Below are 13,614 nucleotides of genomic sequence, written 5' to 3'. Positions count from 1 at the left end.
GATCTGAAAAAGAAGGATTTCCCTGAACGTTTCGAACAACCCACCCGGCGAGGTCGAGAAAACGAAGAAACGTCTGGATGATTGCAGGAAACCATGCAGTCCGAAGGCTATTGCTCTGCTTTTTCTTCCAGCTTCTGCTTGATCGCCAGAAAGTCACGCCAGGACAATCGCTTCTCAAGCGGACTGCGCAAAAGATACGCCGGATGATAAGTGGCGATAGCCGAGATTTCCCTGCCCTTGCAGGGATAGGTCATCCAGCGCCCGCGCATCTTGCGGATGCCGTCCTGTACCCCGAGCAGGGTCTTGGCGGATGCTGCGCCGAGAAAGACGAGCACGTCCGGATTGACCAGTTCGATCTGGCGCAGAATGAACGGCTTGCAGATCTCGGTTTCCTGCGGTGTCGGTGTCCGGTTGCCAGGTGGCCGCCAGGGAACCACGTTGGCGATATAGGCCGACGAGCGATCCAGACCGATCGCACCCAGCATTCTGTCCAGCAATTGGCCGGACCGGCCAACAAAAGGCAGGCCTTGAAGATCCTCGTCGCGGCCCGGCGCCTCGCCGACAAACATCAGCTTCGCCTGTGGATTGCCGTCGGCAAACACAAGCTTCTTGGCGGTCAGCTTGAGGTTGCAGCCGTCGAAACCGCCCAGGCAATTGCGCAGTTCCTCGAGAGTCGGGGCAGTTGCCGCCAGATCCCGGGCTGCGGCGATTATCTCCCTGTCCGGCAAGACCGGCGCTTGCCCCGCAACTGCGGGCGGCACGGAAATCGCCTGGGGAGCGACGGGAGCTGCCGGAACCGGAGAGCCTGTCTGCCCCTGGAAATTGCCTGCCGGGGCCTGTTGCCGGGGCTGCTGAGCATGCGTGGGGGCTGCTGCATGCTGACCGGCCAGCGCACGCTGCGCTGCCTGCGCACGCGTCAGCGCTACCCAATCGACGGGTTCGTCCTGAAGAAAACAATCGACACCCGCACCGGCATAAAAATCCAGCAGGGCTTCAAGGTGTCTCGGGTCGTTCGGGATCTGTTGCAAGAGGCTGCCTCCGGCGCGGAGTTTAACCGCCCCGATCATTTCTACAAGCATGCAGCGCCAGACCACCTTCAATCCGGCCGGTTTTCCAAAGCCTGTGCACATTTTCGAAACTGCCGGGAATACACTCGAATTACGTTTACGTAAACGTTAACTAAGCACTTGACGCCCTGCGCCTGCTTTGGTCTATCTGATGCCCAACTGAAGGAATAGCGGCGAAATTTCGCAATTGCCGATGAAAAATGTCGTGTTTTGCGCTGCAAAATGGGGCAAATAGGCGGTAAGGGCTAATAGGCGCTGCTTCCGAACGGACGCAGGTAAGTTGCTCTAACAATTGGGCATCAGCCGTTACCGATACGCTGGTTCACTTGATTTGAGCACCTGGCGGCGCAGAAGTTGCCCTTTGGGCGGAGGGAGAAAAAGATGAGCGAACAAGAAGCGCTTGGCGAACGCGAAAGCATGGATGTGGATGTTGTGATCGTAGGCGCAGGGCCCGCCGGTCTTGCAGCTGCGATCCGGCTGAAACAGATCGCCAACGACAAGGGCGAAGAGCTGAGCGTTGTCGTACTGGAAAAGGGATCCGAGGTCGGCGCGCATATTCTCTCCGGCGCCGTGATTGATCCGATCGCTCTCGACAAGCTGCTTCCGGAATGGCGCGAAGAAGACACGCCGATTAAGACGGCAGTAACCGACGACCACTTCCTCGTGCTGGGGCCGGCAGGTTCCATGCGTTTGCCGAACATGTTCATGCCGAAACTCATGAACAACCACGGCAATTACATCGTCTCGCTTGGCAATGTCTGCCGCTGGCTGGCCGAAAAGGCTGAAGCGCTCGGCGTTGAAATCTACCCGGGCTTTGCAGCTGCCGAAATCCTCTATGACGACAATGGCAACGTGGTTGGTGTTGCGACGGGCGACATGGGCATCGGCCGGGATGGCAAACCCAATGCCATGTTTACACGCGGCATGGAGCTGCGCGGCAAATACACCCTGATCGGTGAGGGCGCACGCGGCTCTCTGGCCAAGCAGCTGATCGAGAAATTCGACCTCGACAAGGACAGCGACGTGCCGAAATTCGGCATCGGCATCAAGGAGCTGTGGCAGATCGACCCGGAGAAGCACCGGCTTGGCCTGGTGCAGCATTCCTTCGGCTGGCCGCTTGACGGCAAGACCGGTGGCGGCTCGTTCCTCTATCACCTGGAAGACAATCAGGTCGCTGTCGGCTTCGTGGTTCACCTCAACTACGAGAATCCCTGGCTGTCGCCCTTTGACGAGTTCCAGCGTTTCAAGACGCACCCGGCGATCCGTGACACCTTCGAAGGCGGCAAGCGCATTTCCTATGGTGCCCGTGCCATTACCGAAGGCGGTTTCCAGTCCGTGCCGAAACTCTCGTTCCCCGGCGGTCTGCTGATGGGTTGTTCCGCAGGCTTCGTCAACGTGCCGCGGATCAAGGGCTCCCACAATGCCATGCTGTCCGGCATGCTGGCGGCAGAAGAAGTCATGGCCGCAATCGGCCGCGGCGAAGCACACAACGAGCTGGCCAATTACGACACAGCCTGGCGCGAAAGCCCGATCGGCAAGGATCTCTGGCGCGTGCGCAACGCAAAGCCGCTGTGGTCCAAATTCGGCACCGCTATCGGTGTTGCCCTCGGCGGTCTCGACATGTGGACCAACGAGCTGTTCGGCTTCTCCTTCTTCGGCACCATGAAACACGGCAAGAAGGACGCCGACACCCTGAAACCGGCCAAGGACTGCAAGAAGATCGACTATCCGAAGCCTGATGGCGTCGTTTCCTTCGACAAGCTGTCTTCGGTGTTCCTCTCCAACACCAACCACGAAGAGGATCAGCCGATCCATCTGAAGGTGAAGGACGAGGCACTGCAGAAGCGCTCGGAACACGATGTCTTCGCCGGTCCGTCCAACCGCTATTGCCCGGCTGGCGTATACGAGTGGATCGAGGAAGGCGAAGATGCGCCGCGGTTCCAGATCAATGCGCAGAACTGCGTCCACTGCAAGACCTGCGACATCAAGGACCCGAACGGCAACATCAACTGGACCGTTCCGGAAGGCTCCGGTGGCCCGAACTATCCGAACATGTAAGGTTCGCTGCCAAACTGGAAAACATTGAAGGCCACGGGGAAACCCGTGGTTTTTTTGTGCCTTGAAAAAACGAACAGCACCGGAAAGGAAACCTTCCCGGTGCTGCAGTCTTGCGGCCGATGGGTCGTAATCAGGCTGGCGTATGTGGGGGTCCAGCCTGTTGCGGTTGTCAAACACACGGACAAGGCCGAGTGGACATGCCACTCCGCTTGCTGCCGCGTGGTTGCCCGCGCCACAAGTTCGTACCCGTATTAACAACGGGCAATTCTTATGAGGTCGTTGGTCCCGATGGAGCCAGCGTGCACATTTATCCCAGAGATGATCTGGATTTTTTTCGGGTTTCGATTTGTTTAATTCTGTTAACCAAAACCGTGATGGCGCCGGAATAAACTCCCCCTACGGCAAGGTCAAATAAATAATGAGACGAATAAAAACTTGTTATGACTCCAAAAGACAAAATTATACCAACTGGTCAAAAAATGCCAGGAATACGCCTCAACTGAAAACACGGAGCCTGGAAAATAAGGGTTGTCCGAAAATACCGATCAATACATCGCGATATTTGACAGTATAACTATTGCCGGTTTTTTCCGTTTACAAACAAGGCGATAAGGAACTTATCGACCTTCAGAGGGTCTATAAATTTTTTCTATATAACAATAAATTAAGAAAATGAATTAGCCAATTCTTTGAAATCTAAGCGTTTATTTCAACAACTCAACCATCAACTCCATCTGAAGTTGTTCGTCAAATTCATCGCTATTTCGCCAAAAACAAACTAACTAGCTGAAATTACTGATAAATCTATTTATCCACATACCAAATAGCGATCAGCTGGTTGTGATTGCAGTCTCTCGTTGGTTAATTTACCTTTACTTTCACGGGGCAAATTTGTAGCAAATCACCAAGATCTTGGTGACTTTCTACAAGTTCTTCGCGGAGTTCCCGCGGTTTTCCCGAAAGCTTAACGAGATCGAGCCGCGCAAGCGGTTGGATACCTTGTGGACAGGAAGACAGCAGGGTCATAACCAGCCGGCGGCGGTTCTGGTTCGGATCAGGCGGTTCATCCACCAAATTCATTCAGCACTGTTTCAACAGTTCTGAAACCCATCGACCACAAGGTTCGGCACCGGGAAGGCCACTTCCCGGTGCAATTTTTTTCACATCAAAATGAACTGTGACGTAACCCGTCAGTCGTCAGGCTGCATCTCTGCGTGTGTTCTGACGACGGCGACGCGGAGGACGACGGTTTTCGGACGCGTTGTCGTTGGCGCCGGAGGACGACTGCTTGCGGAACGGCTTCTTGCCGCCCGGCTTGCTGTTGCCATTCCGGTTTCCGCCGCGCTTTGCGCGGCCGGCAGCCGCGGACATCGGCGGAATTTCACCACCGGCAACCGTGATATCGATACCGATCAGCTTCTCGATCTGGCGGAAGAGACCGATTTCCTCCGGAGCACACAGGGCAATCGCCTCACCTTCCGCACCGGCGCGGGCCGTACGGCCGATTCGGTGAACGTAGGCTTCCGCAACTTCCGGCAGCTCGAAGTTATAAACGTGGCTGACACCCGGAATATCAATGCCGCGAGCGGCAACATCGGTTGCCACAAGCACGTTGATGGTGCCTTCCCGCAGATCCTTGATCGCGCGGTCACGCTGGTTCTGGCTCTTGTTGCCATGGATCGAGCCAGCGGAAATTCCGGAATGCGCCAGCTTGCGCATCAGCCGTTCCGCACCGTGCTTGGTGCGGCAGAACACCAGCGACAGCCCGTCCGGCTTGTCACGAAGCTGATCAACCAGGAAGTCGCCCTTGTCGTTCTTGTCCATGAAATGAACCGACTGGGTAACCTTGTCAGCGGTCTTGCCGGCCGGAGCAACTTCGACCCTCTCCGGGTTGCGCAGATAGGACTGTGCCAGCTCGTTGATCTGCTTCGGCATGGTCGCGGAGAACAGCAAGGTCTGGCGCTTGTCGGCCACCAGGCCCGCGATCCGGCGCAGGGCATGAATGAAGCCCAGATCGAGCATCTGGTCGGCTTCGTCGAGCACCAGGTAGGAAGCGGTGCGCAGGTCGATCGCTTCACGATCTACCAGGTCCAGCAGCCGGCCCGGTGTTGCCACCAGAATGTCGGTGCCCTTTGAGAGCCGCTTGATCTGGCCGTTGATGGACACACCACCGACAACGGAGGAAACCCGCAGCGGCGTATGCTTCAGGAAGGAAATCAGGTTCTTAGCGATCTGGTTCACCAGTTCGCGGGTCGGGGCCAGAATCAGCGCCCGTGTGCCCTTGGGAACGGCTCTTTTCTTCTCCAGGAGAAGCCGGTCGATCAGCGGCAGGCCGAAAGCAGCCGTCTTGCCCGTACCCGTCTGTGCCAGACCCATGAGGTCCCGGCCTTCCAGGATCAACGGGATGGCTTTTTGCTGGATCGGTGTCGGAGCGTCATAGCCGTTTTCGGTAACGGCAGTCACAAGGCCATTGGAGAGTCCCAGGCTTTGAAAGTCGGTCAATATAAAATCCTTGGTTCAAGCGAAACAAACGCTTGTTAAGCCGCACGTCATTGACGGTGCGACTTGAAGTTGGAATGCGGCACAGCCGGCAGCCATCGCTACCGGTCTCTCTGCCGCCAGACCCTCGCGTGAAATGGGAACTGGTTGAACCCCTCATTGGGTTCTTGAAGTGGCAACCCTCTTGCGACTGCCCGCCAAGAAACTTCTCTTGTCCGGGGCGCACTCTCTGCTCACGCGGCAGCGGTTGCAGTGCGGTATATCGTCGGGAACGGCCCTAATGTCAAGCAGAGAAGCCGCAAAAGCGCTTACAGCTCAAAAAGTTCGGCCTGCCTTAGGGTTGCAGCCGCAGCAACCGGCCATCGTCGCTGTCTGTCAGAACATAGACGTAGCCATCGGGGCCCTGCCGGACATCGCGTATCCGCTCGCCAAGATCCGTCAGCAGCTTTTCCTCGCTGACAACCGTTCCGCCGTCGAGGTCAACACGGGCAAGGTGTTGTCCGGCCAGCGCACCGACCAGCATGTCGCCCTTCCAGTCTGGATATCGGTCGCTGGTTACAAATGCCATGCCGGACGGAGCGATGGAGGGATCCCAATAGTGAACCGGCTGTTCCATGCCTTCCTTCGACGTGCCTTGACCGATGGTTGCCCCTGAGTAATGACGTCCGTAGGAAATCACCGGCCAGCCATAGTTCTTTCCGGCTTCGGGAATATTGATTTCGTCGCCGCCACGTGCCCCGTGTTCAACTGTCCATAATACGCCGGTTTCAGGATGGATCGCAGCCGACTGCGGATTGCGATGACCATAGGACCAGATTTCCGGCTTGTAGCCTTCCTGTCCGATAAAGGGATTGTCCGGAGCAGGTTGACCGTCCCTCGTCAGACGCAACACCGACCCGGCGTGGTCCGAGGTATCCTGAGCTCGCTCGCCGTCTCCCCGCTCACCGACGGTCATGAACAAGGTGCCATCGGGCGCAAAAACGAGGCGTGATCCGAAGTGGCGGCCTCCGTAGGCCTTGTTGTTGCCGGAAAAGATCGTCTCGCCATCTTCCAGCGCGAAGCCTCCCTCAAAGGCACCGGTAAGCTTCGCCCGGAACAGGGATGTGCCGGCGCCCTCCGCCGATCCTTGGGAATAGGACAGAAAGACCGTCCGGTCGGTGGCAAAGTCCGGGCTGAGCGCCACGTCCAGCAGACCACCCTGTCCTTGGGCAAAGACTTCCGGAACGCCGGTAACTTCGCTCTGCCTGCCGGATACATCAATGTGCTTCACAGTCCCGTCGCGTTCCGTCACCAGGTAGCCCTCCTCCGGAAGGAAAGCGACGCTCCATGGGTAGGACAATCCCGCGGCAACGGTTTCCAGCTGAACCGCGGACTGGGCCATAGCGGCAGGGACAATCGGCAGGACGAGCGCTGCGGCCATTGCGGCCACGCCTGGAAGAAGATGCGAATTCAGGGTCATTGGGGCTCCACGGACGATCCATACTCCCTGATAGGTAGGAGCCCGAACGGTCTGGAAAACCCGGCACGGTGCTAAAAATCGGAGCCCGGTTTCGTCGGCCCGTCCTGCAGCCCCTCGAGCCTTGCGGCGATCGTTCGCTTCTCGAAGGCCACGTTCCAGTCGATCAGCGTCCGCCAGACCGCTTCCGCCTGCGCGCCTTCCAGCCCCAATTCTTCCGCCCGGTCTTTCAGTGCAGCCACCATTGTTTCAATCCTCTGATGATCAAAGGCCTCATCAGGATGCTGTTTCAGGTCCGCCATCCGCCGGACATAGCCCTGGCGACGGGCGAAGAGCTGCAGGAGTTCTTCGTCAAGCGCATCAATTGCGGTGCGGATATCCGTTTTGCTGACGCAGTCGGCTGGCTGTTTCACAAGGGTCATGGCAGGCCGTTTGAAAAATGGAAAAGCGGACCGGTTGTACCGGTCCGCCTTGTTCAACAGAAGGCGCGATTTGAAGCAGGACTAGCCGGCGGACCGGGTCTGTGCCTCGACGCTGGCAAGTGCCGACATGTTCACCACGCCGCGCGAGGTGACAGACGGTGTCAGGATATGCGCGGGCTTGGCCGTGCCCAGAAGGATCGGTCCGACATGAAGCGCCTGGGTCGATACTTTCAGAAGGTTATGGGCAATGTTGGCCGCATCCAGGTTCGGGAACAGAAGCAGGTTGGCCTCTCCCTTCAACTTGCTGCCCGGCATCACCCGCTCGCGCAGCTCCACGCTGAGCGCGCTGTCGCCGTGCATTTCGCCATCGACTTCCAGTTCCGGGTAACGCTTCCAGATCATCTCCAGCGCTTCGCGCATCTTGCGCGAGGACGCCGTGTCGCGAGAACCGAAGTTGGAAAGCGACAGCAGGGCGATCTTCGGTTCAATACCGAAGCGCCGGATTTCCTCAGCCGCGAGGTTTGCCATTTCGGAGATCTCTTCGGCGGTCGGGTCTTCCGTCACGAAGGTATCCGACAGGAATATGGCCCCTTGCGAGTTGATCAGCAGCGACATGGCCGAAAGGTCCCTGGCCGTCTCGCAAACGCCGATCACCTGCTTGATATCCCGCAGATGGCGGATGAACCGGCCTTCCAGACCGCAAATGACCGCATCGGCATCGCCGCGGCGCACCGCAAGGGCCGAAATCACCGTGGTGTTGGTGCGCACGACCGTCCGCGCAGCGTTGGGCGGCATGCCCTTGCGGCCGACACACTCGAAATATTCGTCGACATACTCACGGTAGCGCGGATCGTCCTGCGGGTTGACGAACTCGAAATCGACATCAGGACGAATGCGCAGGCCAAAGCGTTCGCAGCGTTGCTGCAGAACGTCCGGACGGCCAACCAGGATCGGCTTGGCGATATTGTCTTCGATCAGCACCTGAGCGGCACGAAGAACACGTTCGTCCTCGCCTTCGGCATAAATGATCCGCTGCGGGTCCTTGCTGGCGTTCTGGATGATCGGCTTCATGATGAGGCCGGACCGGAAGACAAAACGGTTCAGCCGGTCCAGATAGGCCGTGAAATCTTCGATCGGGCGCGTGGCGACACCTGTTGCCATGGCCGCCTTGGCAACAGCCGGTGCAATGCGCAGGATCAGGCGCTGATCGAACGGCGAAGGGATCAGGTAGTTCGGCCCGAAGGTTTCGGTCTTGCCGCCATAGGCACGGGCTGCAACGTCGGACGGTTCCTCGCGCGCAAGGCCGGCAATTGCCTCCACGGCGGCCCGCTTCATTTCCTCGTTGATGGTGGTCGCCCCGACGTCGAGCGCGCCCCGGAAGATGTAGGGGAAGCACAGGACGTTGTTGACCTGGTTCGGGTAGTCGGACCGTCCGGTACACATGACCACGTCGTCACGGACAGCCTTGGCGTCCTCCGGCATGATTTCCGGGTTGGGGTTGGCGAGCGCCAGGATCAGCGGGCCCTTGCCCATCTTTTCCACCATGCCCGGCTTCAGCACGCCGGCAGCGGACAGCCCTAGGAAGACATCGGCGCCGTCGATTACCTGATCGAGCGACCTCAAATCCGTCTTCTGGGCAAAGACCGCCTTCCATTCGTCCATCAGCGCCTCGCGGCCTTCATAGACGACGCCTTCAATGTCGGTAACCCAGATGTTCTCCCGCTTCGCCCCCAGCGAGACGAGCATGTTGAGGCAGGCAAGCGCAGCCGCGCCCGCACCGGACGCCACAATCTTGGCTTCCTCGATCTTCTTGCCGGCAAGGTCCAGACCGTTGCGAACCGCGGCACCGACGATGATCGCCGTGCCATGCTGATCGTCGTGAAAGACCGGGATCTTCATACGTTCCCGGAGCTTCGATTCAATCATGAAGCATTCGGGCGCCTTGATGTCTTCCAGGTTGATACCGCCAAAGGTCGGCTCCAGAACCGAAACCGCATCGACGAATTTTTCAACGTCGGTCTGGGCCACCTCGATATCGAAAACGTCGATGCCGGCGAACTTCTTGAAGAGAACCGCCTTGCCTTCCATCACCGGCTTGGATGCCAGCGGACCGATGTTGCCGAGGCCGAGCACTGCCGTGCCGTTTGAGATGACGGCGACCAGATTGCCGCGCGAGGTGTAATTGGCTGCCAGTGCCGGATTGTCGGCAATCGCAAGGCATGGCGCGGCCACGCCGGGTGAATAGGCCAGTGCCAGATCGCGCTGGTTGCCCAGCGGCTTGATTGCCTGGATCTCCAGTTTTCCCGGGCGCGGATGCTCGTGATAGAACAGGGCCGCTTCGGTCAGATCACTTCCGGTCTTGCTGCTGTCGCTCATGACGGTCCCTGTCTCCTGCCTCTTCCCTAAGGTCATATTGTTTTTCTGCAAAGCTCTGCGGCATGTCCGCAAGGATGATCTGCAATTTTGTGAATACTCTGTGTGATTTAACCGGCGCGCTGCCTGATGAGAACCCGTAATAGCAAAAACAGCACGACCCCGTTCAGGATATGCCACAGGAAATGCGTGCCAATGGCAAGTTGATCGCAAACCGGGCCGTCCAGAGTCCGGAATGTCAGTGATACGGCAAAGACGACGCCTGTCAGCAACACCTCACGCCCGAACCGCACATTCTTGCGAAGAAACAGTGCCCCCACCACGAAGATCGCCAGCAGCGCAGGCACATAGCCTGCTGATGAGCCAACCAGCGGCGCGACCGCGCGCCCGGCAAAGGGCGTGACTGCGAAAAACACGATAACGATGCCTAGCGCCGCCCACCAGGACAGGCCCAGAAACCGGTTCAGCGCCGCAAAGAGATAGACATGGATAAACAGCGCGATCGGGATGACATCGGCAAGGCTCGCCCAACGTGTCGCGAAGGTGTGAAACAGGAACGACCCCAGGCCGGTCACGAAGACGATGCCGATCAGGACAAGGGCAAAGAGATCGTCCGGCGTCTTGCGGCGCCAGAGCATGTATCCGGCAAGGGCCGCAATCAGGAAAGCCGCATTGGTGAGCGCATTGAGCGGCTCGGACCAGAACTCCGGTCCGATCCGCTCACAATAATTGTCCAGCTTGTCGGTCAGCGCCATCGGCTCCAACACCCGCCCCTGCTTCTTCCCTCGAAGGACTTACAACTTGGACGTGACAGTTTCGGTAATCAAGCGGCCAAGCCTTGAAATACCTTCTTCGATTTTCTGATAGTCGTTACAGGAGAAGCTGAGCCGGAGGGTGTTCGCCCCGGTGCCATCCGGATGGAACGCACGGCCGGGAACGAAGGCGACACGCGCCGTTTCGATGGAGGTTTCCAGCAGAGTTGCCGCGTCCATACCTTCGGGCAGGGTCATCCAAATGAACATGCCCCCTTCCGGGCGGGTCCAGCTGACACCAGCCGGCATGTGCCGCTCAAGCGCGGCCAGCATTGCATCGCGCCGGGACTTGTAGACCGCATTCGTCTTTGCCGTATGCGCTTCAAAGACATTTTCGGCAACCCGAGCCATGGCTTCCTGGTTGAGCACCGGTGAGTTCAGGTCACTCGCCTGCTTGATCAGAACCAGCCTGGAGATGACTTCAGCCGACGCACAGATCCAGCCGAGGCGCAATCCCGGTGAGAGCGACTTGGAAAAGCTGCCGCAGTAAAGTGTGCGGGCGTTATTGATCCCCCCCGAGGCTTCGCAATCAAGCGCCAGCATGGGTGGCAACGGTTCGCCGTCATAGCGCAGCGCCTCGTAGGGCGAATCCTCGATGACTGCACAGGAGAGTTCTCCGGCCAGTGCCAGAAGACGTTGTCGCTCGGCCAGATCCACCGTCAGGCCCGTGGGGTTGGCGAAATCGGGAGAAAGGTAAGCGAACTTGATCCGTCCGCCCTTTTCGCGCGCGGTTGCCGCATAATCTTCCGCAGGGCGGTTGGCTCCAGGGTCAAGCCGGTCGTAACCGGGCTCATAGGCATTGAAAGCCTGCAACGCGCCCAGATAGGTCGGCCACTGCACCAGCGCGGTGTCGCCTTCCGTCAGGAACAGTTTGCCGATGTAATCGAGCCCCTGCTGAGACCCGGAGGTGACGAGAATATTTTCTGGCCCGCACTCGACGCCAAGGCGGCGCATGTGGCTGACGATCCAGTTGCGCAGGCGGGCGCTGCCTTCGCTCATGCCGTATTGCAGTGCGCGGCCCGCGTCCGGACCTGCCAGAATTTCCTGATAGGCTGCCTTGAACGCTTCGGCGGGGAACAGAGCCTGGTCGGGAATACCGCCGGCGAAGTTGATCACATCCGGCTGGTCCAGCAGTTTCAGGAGTTCACGGATTTCCGAGGCGCGCATGCGGCTGGCGCGTCGGGCGTATAGGCTTTCCCAGGTTGTCATTGTTGGCTCGTTGCATTTTTGGATTGGTTATTTAAGTCAATAATACTGACCTAACTTTTTTGCAAGTGTCTCAATCTTGTTATTTTTTGTAATTTTATTTCAATATCAAAATGCCGCGACAGTTTGCTTGCTGCCTCTGGAAGCCATTGCGGCTATTGCCTATGTCTGGAGAGCAAAGGAGTTCGCCATGTCCCGTCTTGATGAAACCCGTCCGTTCATTCCGCTCAACATTGCTGTGCTGACGGTATCGGACACGCGCAAGCTGGAAGAAGACCGCTCCGGCAATACGCTGGTGGACCGGATCGAAAAGGCAGGACATACGCTTGCGGACAGGCAGATCGTCACCGACGACGTTCCAGCCATTCAGGCGGTCGTCAAAAGCTGGATCAATGACAAGGGCGTGGATGTGATCGTCTCGACCGGCGGCACCGGCTTTACCGGCCGTGACGTGACGCCGGAGGCTATGGAGCCTCTGTTCGAAAAACGCATGGACGGCTTTTCAGAGGTCTTTCACCGGATCTCCTACGACAAGATCGGCACCTCCACGATCCAGTCCCGTGCGACCGGCGGCGTCGCCGGGGCAACTTATATTTTCGTGCTGCCCGGTTCCCCGGGCGCCTGCAAGGACGCCTGGGACGGTATCCTGAAATGGCAGCTGGACTATCGTCACATGCCCTGCAATTTCGTGGAGATCATGCCCAGGCTGGACGAGCACCTGAAGCGCGGCAAGCTGCGGGAGGCGTGATCGCCACCATACCGAAGAAGAGCGTATCCGCTCAGAACCGTGCAGTGCCTTGTTCAGCCGTGCAGCTTGACGGCAACACTCGCTGGAATGCGCAGGGTACCGACGCAAAAGCGTGCGAAGGCCTGGCGGAACCTGGAAAACAGCCCTTCCCGCTCGGGTTCACCCGAAGAGACGGCGGCAGCCCGCAAGAACACCATCCGCCCACGTCCGATACGCTTGGCGATATCGAGATCTTCCAGCTCCGGCAACGGCCGATGGCCGCCGAGCTTCTGATAAAACTGTCTGGAGATCAGCAGGCCCTGGTTGCCGTAAGGCATGCCAAGCAGTTGGGACCGCAAGGCTGCAAAAGACTCGCTTACCCGCGCACTGAGCCCGAAAGCCTCATAGCGAAGGCGGAAGCTTGCGGCGGTCCGTGGACCGTTGGAGGCACGGGCTGCCCGCTCGATGAAGGCCTGGGCCTCATGATGCCAGCCGCTTTCCAGAAGCGTTTCCGGCCGCAGGAACAATAGCCAGTCGCCCCGGCTCGCCATGGAGGCGCCATAGGCAAGGCGTTCGCTGCGGGAAGCATTGCCCCGGCTGGTCCAGACACACCCGGCCGCGTCGGCAACCTTCTCGGTATTGTCCGACGAACCACCATCGACCACGATAACTTCGCGGATAACGCCCTCTGCAGCTGCCGGCACCAGGGCCGAAAGCGCGTGAACGAGTTCGGTTTCGGAATTTCTTGTCGCAATGATGACGCTGATCATGATCTCAAGTTTTACATGATTTTTTTCAAAGTGCGAGTGTCGCCGACGATCCGGGAGCTGTTTTTTTGTTGGGATTCTTAACAAACTCCAATAATCGGCCACCAACCTTCGCGATATATATCGCCAGGTAATGTCTACTTTGGTTGTATGAAAAGAAAAGACCGGGCGAAAGCTGTAGCAGTACCTCTTTCACATTTGTCATAGGGCCGTGAAAAGTTGCTCCA

10 protein-coding genes are annotated in these 13,614 nt (G+C 58.3%); 2 read left to right on the top strand and 8 right to left on the bottom strand.

Going from position 1 to position 13,614, the window contains the following annotated elements; all coding sequences use genetic code 11:
- Positions 1–107: 107 nt before the first annotated feature.
- Positions 108–1,067: a uracil-DNA glycosylase gene (locus Q666_RS62475; protein WP_031269711.1), complete on the bottom strand. Its 960-nt coding sequence runs from the start codon at positions 1,065–1,067 to the stop codon at positions 108–110.
- 381 nt (positions 1,068–1,448) lie between these two features.
- On the opposite strand from Q666_RS62475, the gene Q666_RS62470 reads away from it, so the two are divergent.
- Positions 1,449–3,125: an electron transfer flavoprotein-ubiquinone oxidoreductase gene (locus Q666_RS62470; RefSeq protein WP_023001953.1), complete on the top strand. Its 1,677-nt coding sequence runs from the start codon at positions 1,449–1,451 to the stop codon at positions 3,123–3,125.
- Positions 3,126–4,322: 1,197 nt separating this feature from the next.
- On the opposite strand, the gene Q666_RS62460 is transcribed toward Q666_RS62470, so the two are convergent.
- From Q666_RS62460 to Q666_RS62440, 6 genes are all read right to left on the bottom strand, one after another.
- Positions 4,323–5,627, bottom strand: a complete 1,305-nt coding sequence (locus tag Q666_RS62460) for a DEAD/DEAH box helicase (RefSeq protein ID WP_023001956.1) — start codon at positions 5,625–5,627, stop codon at positions 4,323–4,325.
- Positions 5,628–5,958: 331 nt separating this feature from the next.
- The gene (locus Q666_RS62455) at positions 5,959–7,083 is read right to left on the bottom strand and encodes a PQQ-dependent sugar dehydrogenase (protein ID WP_023001957.1); all 1,125 of its coding nucleotides are present in this window, start codon (positions 7,081–7,083) and stop codon (positions 5,959–5,961) included.
- Between the two features lie 71 nt (positions 7,084–7,154).
- Positions 7,155–7,502 carry a chorismate mutase gene (locus Q666_RS0134285; RefSeq protein WP_031269713.1) on the bottom strand — a complete coding sequence of 116 codons (348 nt, stop codon included), beginning with the start codon at positions 7,500–7,502 and terminating at the stop codon, positions 7,155–7,157.
- Between the two features lie 81 nt (positions 7,503–7,583).
- Positions 7,584–9,878 (bottom strand): NADP-dependent malic enzyme, encoded by a 2,295-nt coding sequence (locus Q666_RS62450; RefSeq protein ID WP_023001959.1) that lies wholly within the window; start codon positions 9,876–9,878, stop codon positions 7,584–7,586.
- A gap of 107 nt (positions 9,879–9,985) precedes the next feature.
- Positions 9,986–10,642: a ceramidase domain-containing protein gene (locus Q666_RS62445; RefSeq protein WP_353608727.1), complete on the bottom strand. Its 657-nt coding sequence runs from the start codon at positions 10,640–10,642 to the stop codon at positions 9,986–9,988.
- 27 nt (positions 10,643–10,669) lie between these two features.
- A complete protein-coding gene (locus tag Q666_RS62440) occupies positions 10,670–11,896 on the bottom strand; it encodes a PLP-dependent aminotransferase family protein (RefSeq protein WP_023001961.1) in 1,227 nt (408 codons plus the stop codon).
- A 187-nt stretch (positions 11,897–12,083) separates the two neighbouring features.
- Here Q666_RS62440 and moaB point away from each other — a divergent pair, with 187 nt between their 5' ends.
- The gene (gene moaB, locus Q666_RS62435; protein ID WP_031269714.1) at positions 12,084–12,641 is read left to right on the top strand and encodes a molybdenum cofactor biosynthesis protein B; all 558 of its coding nucleotides are present in this window, start codon (positions 12,084–12,086) and stop codon (positions 12,639–12,641) included.
- A gap of 53 nt (positions 12,642–12,694) precedes the next feature.
- Here moaB and Q666_RS62430 read toward each other — a convergent pair whose 3' ends face one another.
- A complete protein-coding gene (locus tag Q666_RS62430) occupies positions 12,695–13,390 on the bottom strand; it encodes a glycosyltransferase (RefSeq protein WP_023001963.1) in 696 nt (231 codons plus the stop codon).
- Between the last annotated feature and the right edge of the window lie 224 nt (positions 13,391–13,614).

Origin of the sequence: Labrenzia sp. C1B70 (assembly GCF_000475395.1) — a bacterium.
Taxonomy (GTDB): domain Bacteria; phylum Pseudomonadota; class Alphaproteobacteria; order Rhizobiales; family Stappiaceae; genus Roseibium; species Roseibium algicola.
The sequence above is the reverse complement of the archived record's forward strand: the minus strand, read 5'-3'. Positions and strand labels throughout refer to the sequence as shown.